Source organism: Actinophytocola sp. (assembly GCF_035634895.1).
Taxonomy (GTDB): Bacteria; Actinomycetota; Actinomycetes; order Mycobacteriales; family Pseudonocardiaceae; genus Actinophytocola.
Window position 1 is genome coordinate 1 of the sequence record NZ_DASQCC010000280.1, and the last position, 21118, is coordinate 21118.

General features: G+C 70.1%; 20 protein-coding genes. 13 read left to right on the forward strand and 7 right to left on the reverse strand.

Annotation, left to right across the window (positions count from 1 at the left end; all coding sequences use genetic code 11):
* The coding region (gene purL, locus VET29_RS43330) for a phosphoribosylformylglycinamidine synthase subunit PurL (RefSeq protein ID WP_324933209.1) at positions 1 to 1714 on the forward strand (1714 nt) is incomplete at its 5' end.
* An 89-nt stretch (positions 1715 to 1803) separates the two neighbouring features.
* Here purL and VET29_RS43335 read toward each other — a convergent pair.
* The 4 genes from VET29_RS43335 to VET29_RS43350 form a co-directional block, all read right to left on the reverse strand.
* Entirely contained in the window at positions 1804 to 2913 is a 1110-nt protein-coding gene (locus tag VET29_RS43335; protein WP_324933222.1) for a hypothetical protein, read from the reverse strand.
* A 691-nt stretch (positions 2914 to 3604) separates the two neighbouring features.
* Positions 3605 to 4585 (reverse strand): hypothetical protein, encoded by a 981-nt coding sequence (locus VET29_RS43340; RefSeq protein WP_324933225.1) that lies wholly within the window; start codon positions 4583 to 4585, stop codon positions 3605 to 3607.
* Positions 4586 to 4632: 47 nt separating this feature from the next.
* Complete coding sequence (locus tag VET29_RS43345) at positions 4633 to 5682, reverse strand: hypothetical protein (protein ID WP_324933228.1); 1050 nt, start codon at positions 5680 to 5682, stop codon at positions 4633 to 4635.
* Between the two features lie 178 nt (positions 5683 to 5860).
* Complete coding sequence (locus VET29_RS43350) at positions 5861 to 6715, reverse strand: lysozyme (protein WP_324933231.1); 855 nt, start codon at positions 6713 to 6715, stop codon at positions 5861 to 5863.
* Positions 6716 to 7024: 309 nt separating this feature from the next.
* Between VET29_RS43350 and VET29_RS43355 the strand changes: the two genes are divergently transcribed.
* The 6 genes from VET29_RS43355 to VET29_RS43380 all read left to right on the forward strand — a co-directional run bounded on the left by VET29_RS43355 (position 7025) and on the right by VET29_RS43380 (position 12991).
* Entirely contained in the window at positions 7025 to 9094 is a 2070-nt protein-coding gene (locus tag VET29_RS43355; protein WP_324933234.1) for a putative bifunctional diguanylate cyclase/phosphodiesterase, read from the forward strand.
* 41 nt (positions 9095 to 9135) lie between these two features.
* Positions 9136 to 9747, forward strand: coding sequence for a DUF3558 family protein (locus tag VET29_RS43360; protein WP_324933236.1), 612 nt, complete (start codon positions 9136 to 9138; stop codon positions 9745 to 9747).
* A gap of 222 nt (positions 9748 to 9969) precedes the next feature.
* The gene (locus VET29_RS43365) at positions 9970 to 10350 is read left to right on the forward strand and encodes a hypothetical protein (protein WP_324933239.1); all 381 of its coding nucleotides are present in this window, start codon (positions 9970 to 9972) and stop codon (positions 10348 to 10350) included.
* 18 nt (positions 10351 to 10368) lie between these two features.
* The gene (locus VET29_RS43370; RefSeq protein WP_324933242.1) at positions 10369 to 11742 is read left to right on the forward strand and encodes a PPE domain-containing protein; all 1374 of its coding nucleotides are present in this window, start codon (positions 10369 to 10371) and stop codon (positions 11740 to 11742) included.
* Between the two features lie 77 nt (positions 11743 to 11819).
* The gene (locus VET29_RS43375; protein WP_324933245.1) at positions 11820 to 12632 is read left to right on the forward strand and encodes an ESX secretion-associated protein EspG; all 813 of its coding nucleotides are present in this window, start codon (positions 11820 to 11822) and stop codon (positions 12630 to 12632) included.
* A gap of 26 nt (positions 12633 to 12658) precedes the next feature.
* Entirely contained in the window at positions 12659 to 12991 is a 333-nt protein-coding gene (locus VET29_RS43380; RefSeq protein ID WP_324933316.1) for a sterol carrier family protein, read from the forward strand.
* Here the strand turns inward: VET29_RS43380 and VET29_RS43385 are convergent.
* Positions 12988 to 14793, reverse strand: coding sequence for an alpha/beta hydrolase (locus VET29_RS43385; RefSeq protein WP_324933248.1), 1806 nt, complete (start codon positions 14791 to 14793; stop codon positions 12988 to 12990). The genes VET29_RS43380 and VET29_RS43385 overlap by 4 nt on opposite strands.
* A 70-nt stretch (positions 14794 to 14863) precedes the next feature.
* Positions 14864 to 15148, reverse strand: coding sequence for a hypothetical protein (locus VET29_RS43390; RefSeq protein WP_324933250.1), 285 nt, complete (start codon positions 15146 to 15148; stop codon positions 14864 to 14866).
* Positions 15149 to 15226: 78 nt separating this feature from the next.
* On the opposite strand from VET29_RS43390, the gene VET29_RS43395 reads away from it, so the two are divergent.
* From VET29_RS43395 to arfB, 6 genes are all read left to right on the forward strand, one after another.
* The gene (locus VET29_RS43395; RefSeq protein WP_324933253.1) at positions 15227 to 15952 is read left to right on the forward strand and encodes a maleylpyruvate isomerase N-terminal domain-containing protein; all 726 of its coding nucleotides are present in this window, start codon (positions 15227 to 15229) and stop codon (positions 15950 to 15952) included.
* An 85-nt stretch (positions 15953 to 16037) separates the two neighbouring features.
* Positions 16038 to 17573: an amidophosphoribosyltransferase gene (gene purF, locus VET29_RS43400; protein WP_324933256.1), complete on the forward strand. Its 1536-nt coding sequence runs from the start codon at positions 16038 to 16040 to the stop codon at positions 17571 to 17573.
* Between the two features lie 22 nt (positions 17574 to 17595).
* Positions 17596 to 18681 (forward strand): phosphoribosylformylglycinamidine cyclo-ligase, encoded by a 1086-nt coding sequence (gene purM / locus VET29_RS43405; protein ID WP_324933260.1) that lies wholly within the window; start codon positions 17596 to 17598, stop codon positions 18679 to 18681.
* Between the two features lie 106 nt (positions 18682 to 18787).
* Positions 18788 to 19300 carry a SigE family RNA polymerase sigma factor gene (locus VET29_RS43410; RefSeq protein WP_324933263.1) on the forward strand — a complete coding sequence of 171 codons (513 nt, stop codon included), beginning with the start codon at positions 18788 to 18790 and terminating at the stop codon, positions 19298 to 19300.
* On the forward strand, positions 19297 to 20085 hold the full coding sequence (locus VET29_RS43415) for a hypothetical protein (protein WP_324933266.1): 789 nt from the start codon (positions 19297 to 19299) through the stop codon (positions 20083 to 20085). The genes VET29_RS43410 and VET29_RS43415 overlap by 4 nt, the downstream gene beginning before the upstream one ends.
* Positions 20078 to 20503 (forward strand): alternative ribosome rescue aminoacyl-tRNA hydrolase ArfB, encoded by a 426-nt coding sequence (arfB, locus tag VET29_RS43420; protein ID WP_324933269.1) that lies wholly within the window; start codon positions 20078 to 20080, stop codon positions 20501 to 20503. The genes VET29_RS43415 and arfB overlap by 8 nt, the downstream gene beginning before the upstream one ends.
* 3 nt (positions 20504 to 20506) lie before the next feature.
* Here the strand turns inward: arfB and VET29_RS43425 are convergent, their stop codons facing one another.
* Positions 20507 to 21115, reverse strand: a complete 609-nt coding sequence (locus tag VET29_RS43425) for a TetR/AcrR family transcriptional regulator (RefSeq protein WP_324933272.1) — start codon at positions 21113 to 21115, stop codon at positions 20507 to 20509.
* Positions 21116 to 21118: the final 3 nt, after the last annotated feature.

Consider the following 21118-nt stretch of genomic DNA (forward strand, 5'->3'; position numbering starts at 1 on the left):
CGGCGAGGTCGTGTTCGACCCGACGTACCAGGGGAACCCGCTGGTCAACGCGTTGTGCGTGGGTGCGATGCGGGTCGAGGACCTGCACCTGGCGCACGCCTCCGGCACCGGCAACAAGGTGATCCTGTTCGGCGCGCGGACGGGTCTCGACGGCATCGGCGGGGTGTCCGTGCTGGCGTCGGACACGTTCGCAGGTGACGAGGGTGGCACCGGGCGCAAGAAGCTGCCGAGCGTGCAGGTGGGCGACCCGTTCACCGAGAAGGTGCTGATCGAGTGCTGCCTGGAGCTGTTCCGGGAGGGCATCGTCGTCGGCATCCAGGACCTCGGCGGCGCGGGCCTGTCGTGCGCGACGTCGGAGCTGGCGTCGGCCGGTGACGGCGGCATGCACGTGTGGCTGGAGCGGGTTCCGTTGCGGGCCAAGGGCATGACGCCGGCGGAGATCCTCTCGTCGGAGTCGCAGGAACGCATGTGCGCGGTGGTCCGGCCGTCCGATGTGGACGCGTTCATGCGCGTGTGCCAGAAGTGGGACGTCATCGCGACCGAGATCGGCGAGGTGACCGACGGCGACCACCTGGTGATCACCTGGCACGACGAGACGGTGGTCGACGTGCCACCGCGCACGGTGGCGCACGAGGGCCCGGTGTACGAGCGCCCGGTCGAGCGGCCGTCGTTCCAGGACGAGGTCGTCGCCGACTCGCCGGCCACGCTCGCCCGTCCGTCCACATCGGACGGACTGCGGGCGGAGATCCTGCGCATGGCCGGCTCGCCGAACCTGTCGTCGCGCCGCTGGGTGACCGAGCAGTACGACCGGTACGTGCGCGGCGGCACCGTGCTGGCGCAGCCGTCCGACTCGGGCATGATCCGCATCGACGAGGCGACCGGCCGCGGCATCGCGCTTTCCTGCGACTGCAACGGCCGTTACGTTTTCCTGGACCCGTACGCGGGCGCCCAGCTTGCGCTGGCGGAGGCGTACCGGAACGTGGCGGTGTCGGGCGCCCGCCCGGTGGCGGTCACGAACTGCCTGAACTTCGGCTCGCCGGAGGACCCTGGCGTGATGTGGCAGTTCGAGCAGGCCGTACGCGGCCTGGCGGACGGCTGCGCGACGCTTGGCATTCCCGTGACCGGCGGCAACGTGAGCTTCTACAACCAGACCGGGACGACCGCGATCCTGCCGACCCCGGTGGTCGGCGTTCTCGGCGTGATCGACAACGTCGCCACCCGCATCCCGACGGGCCTGGGCGCCACGGGCGACACCCTGATCCTGCTGGGCGAGACCCACGACGAGCTCGGTGGCTCGGAGTGGGCACACGTCGTGCACGACCACCTGGGCGGGCGACCGCCGAAGGTGGACCTGGCACGCGAGGCGCTCATCGCGTCGGTGCTGCGGGCCGGTGTCACGGCGGCGCACGACCTGTCGGAGGGTGGCCTCGCGCAGGCACTGGTGGAGTCCTGCCTGCTGACGGGCCGCGGCTGCGACGTCGAGCTGACGGGAGACCCGTTCGTGGCCCTGTTCAGCGAGTCGTCCGCCAGGGTCCTCGTGTCGGTCCCGAACCCGGACGAGTTCACCGCCCACTGCGACGAGGCGGGCCTGCCGTGGCAACGCCTCGGCCTGGTCGCCGAGACGACCACCCTTCGCATCGAAGGCGTGGGCGAGCTGGCGCTGAGTGAGCTGCGTGCGGTCTGGGAAGCCACCCTGCCGGCCCTGTTCGAATAAGGTTCAGGGCCGCACTCAAGGAATGATGTTGAGCGCGGCCCTGCTAGAAGTCCGATTAGTTGCCGGAGTCGGTACCGCCATACATTGGCTCACCCTTCGGAGGAGTCGACGCCCACCTGTGCACCAGAAAGCGGGCTTGGCCACGCGAAGGACACACCGTAATTCGCCGAGGGCTGGCATGCCTGGGCAAATGTGTGTTCGACGTGTCCATGAGGTGACACCTTAAGCCATCGCTCGTCACCCTCGGTGAAGGGTGGGCTGTGCCGCTCCCGTTCGGTCGCTTCGGCGTACCACCAGACTCCTGTTGGCAGGTCCTGTGTGTCGAAAATGATTCGGATGGTCAGGCCGCCGACCGGCATGGTGTCATGGAGCCGGCGCCCAGGTGCGATGCCGTGGTGATCAACTTCGACGTTGATCGCAGTGCGTTCCGTTGACATGTTTCCGGCCACGGCTTCGGACGAAAAGAAGTGTCGTTCACCGCGACGGAGTGGATGCGGAAAACGCAGACGGGTGAGTATCGGCTGCCCGGGTATCCACGGAAGGCCTTCTGCCTTGCATCCCCAGAGCGCGCGCACCGGGACGGACGCCGAAGGATCGTCCATCTCCGGCAACGCACGCGCGGTGTAGTAAGCGACGTCGTCCTCGCGTGCGGTGACGAGACGTTCGGTGATCCGCCGTTGGACGAGCCGGCCGCGCATGAAAACGGTAGTCAAAAAGAGCTCTGCGAAGAGGGGTTGTGCACCCGGCGACGGTTTGCGGAAGATGGGTCCGGTGACACCGACGAAATACTGGTTCCACTCGGATGGATGGTGGTGAAGGTAGTCGAGGCGTTCGTGGAGTCGCTCGCCCAACAGGCGGACCCCGTCACCCCACCATCTGCGCAGTGCGTCGTAGCCGTGACGCTTTCCGGACTCCTGCTCGCCGAAGTCACCGCGGTCTCGCGCGAACATGAGACGCCTGTCGATGGACGGCTCACGGTTGGTTGTGTCGAGATGCAAAGCGGCCTTGAGCGCGGTCCGCTCATCCTGCAGCTCGATTCGCTCGACTTCGTTCTGGACGAGCCGCCACAAAGCCCGAGCGCGGTCGTCGATCCGGGTCCCGAACGGCATGGACGACGGGGTATCGGCCACGAGTGCCCGCACGTCTGCCTCTTTCTTCGTCGTGGCGGCGGATTTGTGCAGATCCTGCAGTCCGTGCACGAGCATCGTGTGTACGCGGCCGTGAGCGCTTGCCGCAAGCCAACGGAGGCCGTCTTCCCTCGGTGACGCTTTGCCGTCAGGTCGCGGAGTCATGTCGTGGTCACCATCAACTCACTACTCACTCACTGGTCTAGCACCACTCCAAGCGGCATGTCCATTGACAGTTAGTGGACAGGTGAGTGGACGCTGGGGTGCGGTCGGCTGGAGTTCCTCAGCGACACCGGGGACCGTTAATGGTGGACACGTGCCAATCTGCGTGGCCGGGCCGGCAATCGGCGTCGCTTCTGCCAGGTAGTGGGGTGCGACATGCGGAAGAAGGAGACGGTTCGACGACAGTTCAGGGCGTGGTTCATTGCGGGGGGTGGTGTGCTTGGCGGGGCGGGGGTGTTCTCGTTCGGGCCTGCTGCCGCGATGGTTCTCTGCGGCCTGTTGCTCCTCGGCTTACTTGTATTCGCCTGGGCGGTGGTCTTCAGCTCTCGCGATGAACCCGCTCAGCGGCTACAGAAATTGATCAAGGCGCTCTGGCGCTAGTGTCCCGCGCCGGAAATCAGGCAACTAATTCGGCGGCCCAGCTTCCCGCTGGCGGCGTTGCCGGTTCGCCCAAGTACGACCCAGCACGAGGACGAACCGGCGCCTTGCCAGCAGAAACCTGGATCCACCGACTTGATCACCGCATTTCCGGCGCGGGACACTAGTCGCGGACGAGTTGCTTGCCGTCCAGACGCCAGCCGGGCGGCGGCGTCACCGTTGACTCGAACGTGGCGGTCGCGACCCGGAACTCGTCGTGGAAGACGTTGTCGGCGAAGCTGACCGTGCCGTCGGCGTGGGCCTTGACCCGGCTGAACACCGCCACGTCGTGGAACTCCATGTCGTGCATCCACAGGTTGCCCCAGCACTCGCTCTCCGTGAACCAGGCGGGGCCGCGGATCTCGCAGTGGTGGAACGAGTTCGACTGGTACAGCCGCAGCGCCCGCGCCCGGAGCTGGCCGATGACCCGGTAGGACAGGTCGCAGTACTCGAGTGTCGCGCCCGTCAGGTCGAGGTCGTAGGCGACCGCGTTCTCGGTGCCGACCCTGGGCAGCAGGTCGCCGAGGAGTCGTTGGGCGGTGAGGCGCACCACACGCCAGCGGTTGGCGTCCGCCAGGTCCGGTGGGGACTCGGGCTTCTCGTGCCGGGGCCGCAGGTAGTCGGGGTGTTCGAACGGGCGGCGGAGATACGAACAGAGGACGTCCAGGACGTCCTGTGTGTACGGCGGCTGGCTGCGGGCGATGCCGGCCAGCGCGTGCAGCGCGCCCACCCTGGCCTGGTCGGTGTCGTGGCCGAGCAGCTCGATCGCGCGCAGGAACCGGTCGTCGGCCGCGCGTTCGCGTTCGTAGGCCGCCCGTGCGGTCTCCAGCTGCTGGCGTTCGTGTTCCAGGAGGTGGCGTTCCTCGTCGACGCGTCGTCTGCGGTCGTTGAGCCACAACGCGTAGAGGGCCACGACGGAGCCGGCCGCCAGCCCACCCGTCTTGAGTGCCTCGGCACGGTCGACCGTCGGCAACAACCAACCCGTGACCGTCGCGAGGGCGCCGAAGGCCAGCAGCATCGTCGCGACCAACCGCGACCAGACCGCGAACACGACGATGCCGCCGACGACGGCCACGACACCGAGGATCAGGAGTGTGGCTGCCATCGGCGGCACCTTAACAAGGTCCGTGCCGGGTCTGGCTCAGAATCGACTCAGGACGCGAAGAACGTGTAGATGCACCACTTCCCGCTCTCCACGAACGCGCTCGTGCGGCCCGACGCCTCCTTGCCGTTGAGCGTCCCCTTCAGGTCCGCGCCCACGTAGGTGTCGTCCGCGGTCGTGCCGCTCGGGTCCATCTGCAGCTTCGGGCCCTGCGTCGCGGCCTCGGTGATGTCGCTCTGGCTCGTGCTGTCCGAGCACGACAGGGCCGCCGCGCCCGCGCCGTCGCCGGCGTTCAGCTTGTCCAGGAACGACTGGACGAACTTCTCACCGTCGGTGTCGCCGGTCGCCGGGGGCGCGTCGGAGGTGGAGGTGTCGTCACTGGACGGAGTGGTCGACCCGCCGAGGCCACCGCTGCCGGCCGTGATGTCCTGCCAGCACCAGTCGCCGCCGTCCCGCACGACCGTCACATCGTAGTCGCCCTTGTCGCCGTCGACGACGATGGACAGGGTCGCGACGACCTTCGAGTCGGACTTCTCGTCGGTGTCCTTCAGCTTGGCGCTGGAGATCTCGTCGATGTCCTTGGTCGCGCCCTTGACGGAGTCCGTCGCGTCGGAGCACTGGTAGTCCTCGAGCGTGCTCTTGTCCTTGTCGTCCGCCGCGGACACCAGCTTCTGGATGAAGGCGTCCGCGCCGGCGGCCTTGTCGTCCTTGGTGCTCGACGTGTCCGTCGTGGCGGTCTTGCCGCCCTTGTCGTCGGACAGGAAGAAACCCGGCGCGATGAAGCCGGTGACGCCCACCCCCGCGAGGATCAGGACCACGATCGACACCACGGCGATGATCGGGCCCTTGTTGTTCTTCGGCGGCTGCGGCCCCCCGCCGAGCCCGCCGTACTGGGAGTAACCGCCGCCGTACTGGGCGCCGCCGCCGTACTGCGCGTTGGGGTCGTAGGCGCCGCCGTACTGCGGCTGTTGTTGCTGTGGCTGCTGGTAACCACCGCCGTACTGCGGTGGTGGCGGCTGCTGCTGTCCGTAGGGATCCGGCTGTTGCTGTCCGTAGGGATCCGGCTGCTGCCCGTACGGACCCTGTGGTGGGTAAGTCATCTGTGTCCCTCCCCGATCACGGTCTTGTCCGTCCGACGTGGTCACGGGGATGTTTGGTTCCCTCAAACTCACGCGATGCTCACGCCGGAGCTTAGACGCGCGAAAGGGGCCTTCGCGCCGGAAGGCCCCTTTCGACGTCAACCGATCGGGTTACGACTGGTTCATCCGGACAGTCGGACTAGTCGTGGTTGGTCGCGAACACCTGCAGGCGGTCGTACGCGCCGTTGAACGAGTCCTGGTCGATCGGCGAGCTGCTGTACTGCCAGACCGTGTAGGTGCTCCACGCGTACGGCATGCCGCCCACAGTGGACGCGTACCGCGCCACCCACAGCGGGTTGGTGCTGGAGAAGTCGCCGCTGACGCACTGGCTCCACCAGCTGGCCGACGTGTAGATCGCCGGGTACTTGTTCCACCTCGCCTTGTACGTGTCGCTGAAGTCCTTGACCCACGTGGTCATCGCGGCCTTCGACAGGCCGTAGCAGGTCGCGCCGTACGGGTTGTACTCCATGTCCAGCGCGCCGGGCAGCGTCCTGCCGTCACCCGACCAGCCGCCGCCGTGGCTGTTGAAGTAGTTCGCCTGCGCGGCGCCGGAGGACACGTTCGGCAGCGCGAAGTGGTACGCGCCGCGGATGAAGCCCTGGTTGTACGAGCCGTTGTACTGCTGCCCGAAGTACGGGTTGGTGTAGCCGGTGCCCTCGGTGGCCTTGGCCCAGACGAATCGCTTCCCCGCGTTCCACTGGGCCGCCCAGTCCACATTGCCCTGGTAGCCACTCACGTCGATGCCCTCGACGGAGGCGAGGACACCGAAGTCCTCCGGGTGCACGCTCCTCGGCATCTGGGCGGTGCCCTCGTGCTTGCGGATCTGTGACCCCATCGGATGGTCGTACTTCTTGACGTACGCGTCGATCGATGCCTGGTCGCCGGCAGGGGTGGCGGCCTGGGCGGTGGTAGCGAACCCGGTGACTGACAACAGTGCGGAAACCGTGATGACGGCGCTGCGAACCCTCCGTCTTCCACGCCACGAACCGTTCATGGGATGCCCTTTCAGAATTGCCCTCGCGGATGGCGGCTCCCGGGCTGGAGCTGCTAGGACACAGATTGTCGTCGCCTTGTACCGATTTGTCACGTTGCTAAGTGAATTATCAACAACGGGTTTGGTAACGGTTAGTTTTCACATCGCCCTTCGAAGATCACGAAAAGCGTGTGGGCGAAACACCCGGCTGGCCGGTGTGACCAGTGAGAACGTGTGCTCACGGCCATGGACGGTCAGTGTCCCCGCCCGTATCCTGACCCGTGCCATGCTGCGCGGGGTGGCGAGCGAACTATGCCGGAAGGTGTGACGGTGGCAAGCCCTAACGGCTCAGGTCGCGGCTCGTTCGTAGCCGCGTGGGCCGGGGTGCTCGCGGACTCCGGCTACGTCGCCACCGACCGTGCCGCGCTCCACGAACGGGTGGGTGAGTTCGTCAGCACCCTCGACGCGGCGGTCACCGCGAAGGAGTTCGACAAGGCCGCGGTCGAGCGCGTCGGGGCCGACCTCGTCGGCATGCGGCTCATCGCCCCCGAGGTGCTCGCCGGCACCGTCGAGCTGATCGGCACCCACCTGCCGCCAGGACCACGCACCATCCAGATCCAGGGCGCCCTGAGCAGCGGGTTCGTCCAGGCCGTGCAGAAGTGGATCTTCCACCAGCAGGAGATCCTGCGCCGCTCGGCGCTGGAGGCCAGGGACGGCGCCGAGAGCGCGCGGCGGACGAGCGAGGCGCGCTTCCGCGCCATGTTCACCGACGCCGCGATCGGCATCGGCATCTCCGACACCAAGGGCCGGCTGCTCGAGGTCAACAGCGCGATGGCCAACATGCTCGACTTCACCATCGAGGAGATGCTCGGCCGCTACCTCATCGAGTTCGTGCACCCGGAAGACCCGCCGGACATGCTGAGGTACTTCCAGGAGATGGTCGCCGGGCAGCGCGACAACTACCGGATCGAGCGGCGGTTCCTCAGGCGGGACGGCGCCGCGCTGCGCACCAACGTGACCGTGTCGCTGGTGCGGGACGACCACGGCAGGCCGCAGTACATGGTCGGCATGGTCGAGGACAACACCGAGCGGCACGTGCTGTCCGAGCAGCTGCGCCACCAGGCCAACCACGACCACCTGACCGGGCTGAGCAACCGGGCCTACTTCACCGAGCGCCTGCACGCGGCCTTCGGCGCGACGTCGAACGAGCGCGTCGGCCTGTGCTACCTGGACCTCGACGGGTTCAAGGCCATCAACGACACCCTCGGCCACGTCGTCGGCGACCAGCTGCTCATCGAGATCGCGCGCCGGCTCGACGAGCTGGTGTCCGCGCCGGGCCGGCTGGTCGCGCGGATGGGCGGCAACGAGTTCGTCGTCCTGGTCGAGCACTCGACGGGCCTCGACCAGCTGGTCGAGCTCGCCGAGCGGCTGCTGGCGGCCGTGGCCCAGCCGGTGCACATCGCCGGCCACCGGCTGGTGGTGTCGGCGAGCATCGGGCTGGTCGAGCGGTCGGTGTTCGAGGCGTCGCCCGCGGAGACCATGCGGGACGCGGACGTCACGCTGCACTGGGCGAAGGTCGACGGCAAGAACCGGTGGGCGGTCTACGACCCGGAGCGCAACGCCCGCGAGATCGCCAGGATCACGCTGTCCGCCGCCATGCCGGCGGCGCTGGAGCACGAGGAGTTCTACGTCGACTACCAGCCGATCGTGTCGTTCGAGGACGGCTCGCTGGTCGGCGTCGAGGCACTGGTCCGCTGGACGCACCCGGAGATCGGCCGGCTCGGCCCGGACCGGTTCATCGGGCTCGCGGAGGAGACCGGCCTGATCGTGCCGCTCGGCCGGTGGGTGCTGGAGACCGCGTGCCGCCAGACCATGAAGTGGCGGGCCATGGGGGCCACGCCGATGGTCAGCGTCAACCTCGCCGCGCGGCAGGTCGCCGAGCCGGGCCTGGTCGACGACATCGCGTCGATCATCAGCGAGGTCGGCATCCCGCCGACGTCACTGCAGCTGGAGCTGACCGAAAGCGCGATCATGGGCACCACCGGCGAGCCGCTCGAGGCGCTGCGCAGGCTCGTCGACCTCGGTGTGCGGATCGCCATCGACGACTTCGGCACCGGCTACTCCAACCTGGCCTACCTGCGGCACCTGCCCGTGCACGCGCTGAAGATCGCCGGGTCGTTCGTCGAGGGCCTGCGGGCCGGCGAGATGGACTCGGTGGACGCCCGCATCGTGACGGCGCTGGTCTCGCTGGCGCACACGCTCAAGCTGACCGTGATCGCCGAGGGCGTCGAGACGACCGAGCAGGCCGACCTGCTGCGCCGCATCGGCGCGGACTCGGCGCAGGGCTGGCTGTACGCGAAGCCGGGAACGCCGGAGGACGTCGAGCGCTGGTTGGCCTGAACGGCCTACGCCGGCCGGCGAACCTCGGTAGGTTGCGGGGCATGCGCCGGTTGATCGTGCTCGGATGCCTGCTGCTCGCGGGATGCGCGACCGCCGACCCCGGCACGCCGACGCCCGGCGACCGGCCGGGCGGGACGACCACCGCGACCACGACCACCACGACCACGTCGCCGGCCGAGACCACGACCACCGCGCCCGGTCCGGTTCACCGGCCGAGGAACATCGACGTGTCCGCGGTCGACATCTGCGGGGTGATGACCGGCCTGCCGCGGGCAGAGCTGGGCCTGGACACCGACCGGCCGCCGCTCGCGGGTGACTCGGGCCTGTTCCCCGGCTCGAAGGACTGCTTCAACAACGGCACCGAGGCGAACCTCGCGCTGACCCTCGTCGCGGTGGTGAACAAGGGGGCGACGCAGTACCTCGACGGCGCCAACGCGAAGATCGTCCGGACGGAGGTGCTCGGCTTCCCGCTCCATGTACTGACCACGCCACAGAGTCCGCAGAGCTGTTTCGGCGTGCTGGATGTCAACGACGGTCAGATGATCTTCATCAACTACGGCGTCGCCGCGTCGAGTAGCCAACCGGATACGCCACAGATCACGCTGTGCCAACGAGTCCCGGACATCGCGCGGGCCGCGCTCGCTCTACTCTGAGTCGACCGGTTCATCGACGCTGCGTGAGATCGAGGGCATGATCATCTACGCTGAGTGGTCGTTGGTGGCGACATCCAGGTCGGGTGGCGCGAGGTTGAACCAAAGTCGGTGGTCTGTTCGTGAATAATTCATGTGTCTGATCGATTGCTTGTGGGAACCACCTCACAACATCGGGCATCAGAGCTACAGTCGTCGCACCCGCACAGACTGAGGAGAGAGACCGTGTACGTCGCAGATGGTGGCGGTGGGGCCCCTGCGCCGGGCCCACTGTTCACGGGCACACAGACACTGAACATCGAGCCGTCCGCCATCCCGGACGCGCTCAAGGCGTTCACCGACGCGCACGACCAGGTGCTCGCCAAGATCAGCGAGCTGCACGCGCTACCCATCAACGACTGGGCGGGAGACCCGGTCAGCGGTGAGACCGCGGTGCGGTTCCAGCAACGGAGCAACCGCGGGGGCGCGGACTCGGCACTCACCTGCCTCGAGGGATACGAGCAGCAGCTGAGCGCCGCGATCAAGTCACTGAAGGGCGCGCACGCCGACTACGTGCGTGTCGAGGGGGACAACGCCGCACTATGGGGCAAATACCACCGGGACTGAGCCTCGGAGGGGATTTCAGTGGGACACAGATGGCGGGGTTACGACCACCCCGAGCTTTACACCATGATCAACGCCGGGCCGGGCGCCGCCGCGTCCGATCCGCAGACCAGCTACTGGCAGGGCCTTTCCAAGGACCTCAGCCAGGTCGACCAGGACCTCAACTCGAAGCTGTCGAGCCTCGGCTCCTCATGGCAGGGGCCGGCGTCGGACAGCGCGCAGTCCGGGCTCACGCCGCTCGCCGAGTGGGCGAATGACGCGCAGACCGGCGCGAACGTGATGAAGGTGTCGGCGGAGGAACAGGGGCAGTTCGTCTCCGACGCCCGCTCGAACATGCCGGAGCCGGTCGAGGTGACCACGCCCGCGCCGTCGGGGTGGGACTACGCCAAGGCCGGCGCCGCGTCCGTGATCGGCTTCGGTGGTCCGGCCGCGGACGTCGCCCAGCAGGCCGAGGACCACGAGACCCAGGAGGCGGCCAAGAACGCGGCGGAGGAGAAGGCCGTCCAGACGATGAAGACCTACGAGTCGAGCAGCACCTGGAACAGGAACACGCTCGGCACGTTCGTCGCGCCACCCGACGTCGTGATCTCGACCCCGCCGCCGCAGCGCGGTGCGACCGGGACGATCGTCGGCCCGACCGGCAACGTCAAGAACGTCGCCGACAACGGCAACGGCAACGGCGGGGGCGGCGGCCACAGCAACATCCCGACCGGCTCGAACGGCACCTCGGACGTCCCGTCCACCCATGACCAGCCCGGCACGCACGGCGGTGGCGGTGGTGGGGGCGGCGGAGGCGGCGACGGCAACAAGCCGCCGACCGTGAACAACCCCGGTACCACCAACCCGTCGGACGTGTTCGTCCCGCCGCCCGGCAACGGTGGCAACCCGCTGCCGCCTTCGCCAGGGCCCGGACCCGGCCCGAACCCGGGCCTGCCCGGTCCTGGACCCGGCCCGAACCCGGGGCTACCCGGCAACGGTCCGTTCCCGTCCTTCGGCACCGGCGGCGACAACGCGAACGACATCGCACGGCGTGCGTTGCCGTTGCGGACCGGCCTGCCCGTCGAGGGTGGTGGTCCGTTCGGCCGCGGCGGCCTGCCGGGCGGTCCGGGCGCGGGCGGCCTCGGGGCGGTGGACGGCGAGCGGATGCCGTCGCAGCTCGGCCGCGGTGGCGTGCTCGGCGCCGGACCCGGTGAGGGCGGCGTGGTCCGCAGCGGTCCCGGCGCGGCGGGTGCCGCCGGCCGTGGCGGTGCCGGCGCGAACGGCATGGGCGCCGGTGGCCGGCGTGCGGAGGACGAGGAGGAGGACCAGGAGCACTACGCGCCTGACTACCTCCTCGAGAGCGACGACGTGTTCGGCGACGAGCGCCGCGTCGCGCCGACGGTGATCGGCGAGTAACTTCAAGGGAAAGCTCAGTCGGGGAGTCGCCTTTTCTGGCGGCTCCCCGCTGCCTTGTCTGGGGGTAGGGTGACGCTGTGACCAGCACTTTCTCGCTCGGGGGCCGGGAAGCGCCGCCGATAACGCTGTCGGCGCTGGAGTTCGACGTGCTGTGGGAGCACCTTCGGTTGGGGGCCATGCCACTCGTGGTGAAGGTCCCGTCGCCGGGGAAGACCCACGAGGAGCGTGCCCAGCTGGCGGCACGGGTGTGGGCGGACCTGGAGGCCCGGGGTCTCGGCCGGCCGGTCGAGGTCGATCCGGACATCGAGGAGCTGCTCGGCGTGCTGGCGAAACCTCAACACGAGGTGGACGCCCGGGTGTACGTGGGACAGAACGTCCGGCTGCTCGCCGCGTCGGTGGGTGAGACGGCGGTGGTCGCGGAGCTGACGGACGGCACGGTGACGCTGCGGCGGGCCCCGGAGGCCGGGCTGCCGTCGGCGGCGCTGTCCGTGCTGCCGGCCGCCCCGGCGGGGCCGGGCCGGTCGGTGACGTTGCGGACCACGGAGTTCGAGCGGGCGGCGCTCGACGCCGGGCGCACCCGCGAGGCCTTCGGCGCCGCGTTGCAGGAGACGGGTCTGCGCGCGGACGACGCGGAGGCGCTGGTCGAGATGGTCAAGGACGTGCTGCACACCGGGAACTTCGGCGTCGCCGCCCGCGACCGGCTGGGCCGGCGAAGACGCGGCGAGCGCGTGGTGTCCTTCTTCGACACCGAGGACGGCCGGTACGTGCAGATCCGGCGACCGTCCGACGACGGCACGATGTGGACCACGATCTCCCCCGCCGACCTGCGAAAGCTGACCCATCACGTGACCGAGCTGCTGGACGAGGTAGTGGCCGAGGCCGAGCGTTGAGTGCTGCTCCCGTCGACCCGCGGGAGATGCGCGACGCGGTCGCGGCCGTCCTGCCGTGGGACTCACCGGCCCGCCCGGCCCTGGCGAAGGCCGTGCGGCTGAGCCTGCGGACGCTGGCCCAGGTCGCGCCGGGCCGCAGCGTGGAGGTGCGGGTGCCGCCGTTCGCGGCGGTGCAGTGCATCGAGGGCCCACGGCACACCCGTGGCACCCCACCGAACGTCGTGGAGACCGATCCGCGGACCTGGCTGGAGCTGGCGACGGGCGGTCTGCGGTGGACCGACGCGCTGGCGTCGGGCCGCGTCACGGCGTCGGGCAACCGCGCGGACATCTCCGCGTTGCTGCCGTTGCTGCGCCTCTAGAACAAGCGGCCCAAGGTGTTGTCGTACCAGGACTTGCCGGCTTCCACCAGGTCGCCGACGCCGCCGATCACCACGTCGCCGGTGTCGTTCAGCAGCTCCTTGCCCGTGCCCGTCAGCTCGTCCCAGGCCGCGTCCCAGTCGCCGTGGACGGCGTCGCCCGCCGCGTCCGACAGGCCCGCGCCCACGTCGCCGACCAGGTCGTCCAGCGCGTTCTCCGGGCCGGGGCCCGCGGTCACGGCGTCGTAGTGGCCGGTCGCGATGTTCGCGAGGTTGGTCAGCGACTCGTTCGAGTAGTACACGAGGTGCGCGGTCCGCAGGTCCGACTCGTCCGGCACCGCGAACTGGTTGGCACCGAACGACCTGTCGTACGGCCCGACCGACGAGCCGTCCGCGGTGAACCAGCTTCCGCTCGTCGCCTGGACGATCGGGTCGTGTTCGGCCGTGCCCGCCCACACGTGTCCGGCACCCGGCGACAGCTGGTCCACCGTGGACGCGCCGACACCCGGTGAGCCGACGAACGCGACGTCGTCCGCCGCGAGGCCGTTCATGGCCGCATAGCCGACGGTCACGCTGCCGTAGCTGTGGCCGATGACCGTGATGTGCTGCTGGGCCGCGGCCGCCGCCCGGTAACCGTCCACATCGGACACCAGATATCGGGCGCCCTCCTCGGCGTTGTGCGGTGAGGCCACCGTCGTGTCCCACGTCGGCGCGTCATAGCCCAACCACGCGATCGTCGCGTTCCCGGAGCCCGACCCGTCCATCGCGCCGCGCAGCGCCCGCACCTCCCCGTTCGGGAACAGGTTGTCCAGCGTGGTCGTCGTGCCGGGCACCACCACCGCCACATTCGTTGCCGTGTCGGGGTTTCCGTACGCGATGGCCAGCGTGCCCTCCCGCCGGCCGGGACCGTCCACGTCGTACGACAGGACGTAGGTGTCGTAGCCGGACGCCTGAGCCTCGTGCACGCGCGCGTCCGCCGCGGCGGCGTTGTCCACGCGCCGGTTCGCCTCCTGCCGCTCGTCCAGCAGGTCGGCGAGCGCCGGGTCCGCCCGCAGCGCGCCCTCGTCGGTGGGATCGAGGCCGAGAGTCTCGGCACGGTCGGCGATCCGCGCGTTCAGGTCGGCCACCGACGCCGTGTACCGCGCGCGGTCGGACTCGATGCGGCGCAGGTTCGCCTGGTTCAGCACCGGCGCCGGCAGGCCACGCAGCCTCCCGAGCGCCTCGAACCGGCTAGCCAGCAACCGCTCCCGCGTCTCGGGCGACAACGACCCCCACCAGTCGGCCACCCGCCGGGGGTCGGTGCCCGGCGGGGGCATGGTCACGCCAGCGGCCTGCGTCGAAGCCGGCCCGGCCGCCGCCCCGAACGCCGGCTCGAAGCCACGCAGGACCGACGCGTACGACCGCAGCAGCCCCTCGTACGCGTCCCGCAGGCCGGTGAGCAGCTCGGTCACGGGTGCCGCCGGCGCGCCGGCGCGGTAGGCCCGGATCGCCGTGTCCGCGGAGCCACGCATCGACCGGTACGCCGCCGCGGTCTGCTCGACCACGGCCATCGCGTCCGTCAGCCGGTCGGTCGCCGACGTGACCGCGGCGCGGGACGACCGCACACGCTCGGCGAACGCGTCCGCGGCGGACCCCCGCCAGGACGGCACGGTCGAGAACGACACGTCCGCCAGCGCCGACCGGGCCCTGGTGAGCGGCTCGAGCGTCGACAGGATCCGGCTCGCGTCCCCACCGGCCAACTTCGCGTACAGCTCCTCCGGCCCGTTCGCTCCGTTCACGCCGTTCACGCCGTTCACGCCGCTCACGTCGTTCCTTCGCAGGCTCGGTGACGTCGTTCGTCGGCGTGGTGCCGATGGTTCGCTTCGCAAGCTCCGCTCACAGGTCCTCCCGGCGCAGGTACTCGTCCGCGCTGGCCACCAGGCCGTCCGCCGTGTCGGACACCCATGCCGAGCCGCGCCGGAGGTCGTCGGCGTACCGGCCGGCGAAGTCCGCGAACGCCGCCGCCAACTCGTCCGCGGCGTCCACCTCGCCGAGCCCCACCGATGTGAGCTGTGCCACTGAAAGGTGGGCGGCGGCCCGCTCCACCGCGTCGGCGCCGGTGTGAAAAGTGCCTGATACGGCCCGCAACGCCTCGGGATCAACCTCATAACCGTCGGCCACGGTCCGACCGTAGTGGGCCGCCGGGAGGCATAGGGTGTCTTCTCCAAACACTGTGCGGACGGGAAGGACAGCGACAACGTGTGGACGGCCACCAGGTGGACCGCCGTGTTCGCCGAGCAGGCCGGGCTGTTCCGTACCGCGGTCGCCACCGCGGACCTCGCCGCGGACGTGCCGTCCTGTCCGGGTTGGACGTTCCGGGACCTCGCACTGCACGTCGCCCGGTTCCTGCACACCGCGACGCGCTATCTCACCAGCGGCAGCATCGTGGAGCTGCGGCCGGTCCCGGTGCGTGGGGACGTCGACCCGCTCCTCTACCTCGACGAGCAGCTCGCCGCCGCCACGCAGGTACTGCGGAACACCTCCGGAAACCGTCCGGTATGGACCTTCTCCCCGGCCGCCCCCGACCTCGCCTGGGTGTGGCACCGCCGCGTCGCGCACGAGCTCAACCTGCGCCGTTGGGACGCCCAGGCCGCGCTCCGCACGCTCACGCCGACCGACCGCGACCAGGCCGCGGACGCCATCGACGAGCTGCTCGGCACGCTGCTCGCCGCCCGCGTGCGTGCCGACTCCCCACCCAACGGCACGCAGGGCACGGCCGTCGTGTCCTGCACGGACGGCCCGCAGATCTGGCACGTGCGGCTCGCGCCCGGCGTGGTCCCGGAGGTTCGACATGCCGGCCGGGACGAACAGGCCGACGCGCGACTGTCCAATCGCACCGCGAACGTCCTCTACCAGCTGTGGAGCCGGATGCAACTCACCGGATCGGGTGACACTGCCGTGCTCCGCGCGCTCCGAATGAGTTGAGCGCCACGCGGCGATGACCGGGCGCGTCGCGCCGGACGACCTACACTGGGGTTACCAGACGCCGTCCCCGCAGGGAGTGCTTTCGGTGGTCACCGACCAGACCGGCCATACCGACGACGCTGACCGACCAGACCAACCGGAACCCGAGCCCCGCGAGGAATGCGGTGTGTTCGGGGTGTGGGCCAAGGGCGAGGAGGTCGCCAAGCTCACCTACTTCGGCCTCTACGCCCTGCAGCACCGTGGGCAGGAGGCCGCCGGGATCTCCGTGTCCGACGGCGAGAAGATCGTCGTCTTCAAGGACCTCGGACTCGTCTCGCAGGTGTTCAACGAGCAGGTCCTCGTCTCGCTGCAGGGCCACATCGCCGTCGGCCACTGCCGCTACTCCACCACCGGGTCGACGACCTGGGAGAACGCCCAGCCGACGTTCCGCACCACCGCGACCGGCAGCGGCCTGTCGCTCGGCCACAACGGCAACCTGGTGAACACGGCCGAGCTGGCCGCCCGGGCCCGGTCGATGGGCATCCCGATGAACGGGGCGACCACCGACTCCGAGCTGCTGTCCGCGCTGCTCGCCGCGTCCGCGGCGGACGTGGGCATCGAGCAGGCCGCGATCCAGCTGCTGCCGGACGTGCAGGGCGCTTACTGCCTGGTGTTCGCGGACGAGACCACGCTGTACGCGGCACGCGACCCGCACGGTGTGCGGCCACTCGTGCTCGGCAGGCTCGAGCGTGGCTGGGTGGTCGCGTCCGAGACCGCCGCGCTGGACATCGTCGGCGCGTCGTTCGTGCGCGAGGTCGAGCCCGGCGAGCTGCTGGCCATCGACGACCACGGGCTGCGGTCGTCCCGGTTCGCCAGCCCCGAGCCCAAGGGCTGCGTGTTCGAGTACGTCTACCTCGCCCGGCCGGACACCACGATCGCCGGCCGGTCCGTGCACGCCACCCGCGTGGAGATCGGGCGGCGGCTCGCGCAGGAGGCGCCGGTCGAGGCCGACCTGGTCATCCCGGTGCCGGAGTCCGGCACGCCGGCCGCCATCGGCTACGCGCAGGGCTCCGGCATCTCGTATGGCTCCGGCCTGGTCAAGAACGCCTATGTCGGCCGCACGTTCATCCAGCCGTCGCAGACCATCCGCCAGCTGGGCATCCGGCTGAAGCTCAACCCGCTGCGCGACGTGATCCGCGGCAAGCGGCTGGTCGTGGTGGACGACTCGATCGTCCGCGGCAACACCCAGCGCGCGCTGGTCCGCATGCTGCGCGAGGCAGGCGCGTTCGAGGTGCACGTCCGGATCGCGTCGCCGCCGGTGCGCTGGCCGTGCTTCTACGGCATCGACTTCGCCTCCCGCGCCGAGCTGGTCGCCAACGGGCTGGACCTGGACGGCATCCGCCGGTCGATCGGCGCCGACTCGCTGGGTTACGTGTCGCTGGACGGCCTGGTCGCGGCCAGCGAGCAGCCCCGCAGCCGGCTGTGCACGGCCTGCTTCGACGGCGACTACCCGATCCCGATCCCGGAAGAGGACCAGCTCGGCAAGTACCTGCTGGAAGGGCTCGAGCGAGGGGTCGCGGGGCCCGCCGCTCCCGTCGTCCCGGCGGGCTATGGTGCATCGGACGCACTCCAGCGCCCCTAGCCCCTACCCCCACACCGAGGCCATGACCGACGCCAGTGCAAGTCCGGACTCCCCGCACGCCACCTACGCGGCCGCGGGCGTGAACATCGAGGCGGGCGAGGAGGCGGTCGAGCGGCTCAAGCCGTTCGCCGAGAAGGCGTTACGGCCCGAGGTGCTGGGCGGCATCGGCGGGTTCGCCGGGCTCTTCAAGCTCAGGCTCGACCGCTGGAAGGAGCCGGTGCTCGCGTCCTCGACGGACGGCGTCGGCACCAAGATCGCGGTCGCGCAGGCGCTGGACGTGCACGACACGGTCGGCATCGACCTGGTCGCCATGGTCGTCGACGACCTGGTCGTGTGCGGTGCGGAGCCGCTGTTCCTGCAGGACTACATCGCGGTCGGCACGGTCGTGCCGGAGCGGATCGCCGCGCTGGTCAAGGGCATCGCCGAGGGCTGTGTCCAGGCCGGGTGCGCGCTGCTCGGCGGCGAGACGGCCGAACACCCGGGTCTCATGGCCGACGGCGCCTACGACCTGTCGGCCACCGGGGTCGGCGTGGTCGAGGCCGACGCCATCCTGGGACCGGAGCGGGTCCGGCCGGGTGACGTGATCATCGGCATGGCCTCGTCCGGCCTGCACTCCAACGGGTACTCGCTGGCCAGGCACGTCCTGCTGGACATCGGCCGGATGGCGCTGGGCGGGCACGTCGAGGAGTTCGGCCGCTCGCTCGGCGAGGAGCTGCTGGAGCCGACCCGCATCTACGCCAAGGACTGCCTGGCCGCGGCCGCCGAGGCCGAGGTGCGCACGTTCGCGCACATCACCGGGGGCGGCATGGCCGCGAACGTGGCACGGGTGATCCCGAAGGGCCTGAAGGCCGTGCTCGACCGTGGCACGTGGACGCCGGCGCCGGTGTTCTCGCTGATCGCGCAGCGCGGCCGGGTCGAGCGGCTGGAGATGGAGAAGACGTTCAACATGGGCGTCGGCATGGTGGCCGTGGTCGCGGCCGAGGACGCGGACCGCGTGCGTGCCGTGCTCACCGCGCGGCACGTGCCCGCGTGGGTGCTCGGCGAGGTGGCCAAGGCCGGCGAGACCCCCGGTCGCGCCGAGCTGGTCGGCAACCACCCGCGGTTCTGATCGATTCCTGGCGTCGACGCAACGTTTTGGGCCTTGGCGGCATCTTCAGTACAACGGATCCGACTGCCAGTCCGTATGACGGGGCGACCGAGAGGAACGAGGGGGCGTGCAGGACCGCGACGCCGAGTTCGGGGAGTACCTCGACAGCCGGGCCGCAGTCATGCGCCGAACCGCGTACCTGTTGTGCGGAGGTGACTGGCATCGGGCGGAGGATCTCGTGCAGACGACACTGACGAAGATCTATGTCGCCTGGCCGCGGATACGCCGGGACGGCAGCGTCGACGCGTACTCTCGGAAGATCATGGTGCGCACCGCCATCGACGAGTCCCGCAAGGCCTACCGCAGGCGCGAGTCGGTCGTCGAGGATCTGCCGGAGGTGTCCTCGACCCAGTCCTACGGCGTCGAGGACGCGGTGGACGTGCGGCGTGCGCTCGCCCAGCTGCCCGCCGGCCAGCGTGCGGTCGTCGTGCTCCGCTACTGGGAGGATCTCTCGGTCACCGAGACCGCTCACGCACTGGGAAAGAGCGAGGGCACGATCAAGAGCCAGGCCGCGAAGGGCCTGGCCGCACTGCGTCGGCTGCTGTCCGGAGATCTGGCCGGGGCGGGGGACGGCGGGTGAACGACGACGTCAAGGACCTGCTCGGCAGGGCGTTCGGCGATGAGCCGCCGCTGCGGCTCGACCGCGACGAGGTCATCGAACGGGGTCGCAGACGTCTGCGCAGGAAGCGGACCTTCGAGGCGGGCGGCGTCGTGGCGGCGGTCGTGGTGGCCGCGGTGGGCGCCGCGATGCTCACCAGCGTGTCCGGCTCCGAGCCGGAGAGGCTGCCGCCGGCCGCGAGCAGCACCTACCAGGCACCGCCGGGCCCGTCCCTCCCGGTGACGACGCACATCAAGGCACCGCCGAGCTCGGTGACGCCGACCGGGCTCAGCGCGGCGCGGCTGACCAACGCGTTCTACGCTGCGGGCGTCCTGGCGGCGAAGGAGATCCAGCCGCTGCCCGGGCAGACCGACGCGCCGCGGTTCCGGCTGACCGGCGGCCAGTACGTCTTCCAGGGGGATGCGTACCAGTCGGGCAGGCAGGGACTGGTGCAGGTCATCGTCGGCCACTCGGTCGACGTCACCATCGACGTCGAAGAGTGCGCCACGACGGTCCCGAGAGCCAGCGACTGCTCGGTCCGGGGCAGGAACAGCGGGAAGATCGTGGTGGCGCACTTCGAGGACACGGACGGGGAGCGCCGCACCACCGCGTCCGCCGTCCTGGCGGACGGCCTGCGCATCTACGCGGTGGCGTCGAACAGGACCGCCCCCTCGATGGGGGCCTCCGCGCCGCCGAACGGCGCACGGGTGGTGCTGAGCGACGACGAGCTGTGCACCCTGGTCGCGAAGGTCGCCGCCGGTGCCTGACCTGGAGGTCGGGCACCGGTTCGTGGTGCCGGCGGCGGAGCTCACCGAGCGGTTCTCCCGGTCGTCCGGACCGGGCGGGCAGGGCGTGAACACGACGGACAGCCGGGTGGAGCTGTCCTGGGACATCGGGTCGTCGCCGTCGATCCCGGAGTGGCTGCGGGAGCGGCTGCTCGCCCGCCTGGCCAGCCGGTTGGCGGGCGGCGTGCTGACGGTGGCGGTCAGTACCCAGCGGGCGCAGCTGGCCAACCGCGCGGAGGCCAGGGAGCGGATGGCCTCGGTGCTGCGCTCCGCCGCCGCGCCGCCGCCCCCGAAGCGCCGGCCGACCAAGCCGAGCAAGGGGGCCAAGGAACGGCGCCTGGCGGAGAAGAAGCGGCGCGGCCGGACCAAGCAGACGCGCCGGGTCCGCCCGGACGACTGACCGTCACGCCCGCACGAGCAGCGTCAGGACCTTCTCGAAGAGGTCGTCCGGGACGGCCGACTCGTCGATCGAGCGTTCCACGGCGTAGCCGTTGGACAGTGCCATCAGCGTGACCGTCAGCTCGTCCGCGCTGATCGGCAGCACGACGCCGTACGCGGCGGCCGCGGTCGCGATGGCGTGCGTGACCGTCGCGTGGAGCTCCCGGCGCTTGGCGGCCAGCGTGGACATCACCGTCTCATCATGGACCGCCAGGGTCCAGTACTCCAGCAGCAGCTGGTGCCATGTCGCGTCCGCGACCATCGACGCGAGCAGCCGGGCGCCGGCTCGGCGTAGCGCGTCCGGTGTGGACAGTTCCGCGTCGAAGACCACGGTGGCGTCGCACATGCGCTCGATCAGGTGATTTTCCATGATCGCCAGCAGAAGTTCGTCTTTACTGGCGAAGTTGGAGTAGACGGCGCCCTTGGTGAGTCCTGCCTCCGCCGCTATCTCGGACAACGACGTGCGGGCGATGCCCTGGCGCGCGAAGACGGCGACCGCTGCGGTCAGCAGCGCGTGCCGTGTCGCGGCGCGGGCGGGGCGACGGCGGGGCTCGGGTGGTGTTGAGTTCGTCACGCC

What these genes read in the sequence shown, in the direction of transcription:
- VET29_RS43340 (WP_324933225.1), bottom strand. Translation starts at nt 4,585, where the DNA reads ATGGCAGCCACACTCCTGATCCTCGGTGTCGTGGCCGTCGTCGGCGGC.
- VET29_RS43345 (WP_324933228.1), bottom strand. Translation starts at nt 5,682, where the DNA reads ATGACTTACCCACCACAGGGTCCGTACGGGCAGCAGCCGGATCCCTAC.
- VET29_RS43350 (WP_324933231.1), bottom strand. Translation starts at nt 6,715, where the DNA reads ATGAACGGTTCGTGGCGTGGAAGACGGAGGGTTCGCAGCGCCGTCATC.
- VET29_RS43360 (WP_324933236.1), top strand. Translation starts at nt 9,136, where the DNA reads ATGCGCCGGTTGATCGTGCTCGGATGCCTGCTGCTCGCGGGATGCGCG.
- VET29_RS43380 (WP_324933316.1), top strand. Translation starts at nt 12,659, where the DNA reads ATGCGCGACGCGGTCGCGGCCGTCCTGCCGTGGGACTCACCGGCCCGC.
- purM (WP_324933260.1), top strand. Translation starts at nt 17,596, where the DNA reads ATGACCGACGCCAGTGCAAGTCCGGACTCCCCGCACGCCACCTACGCG.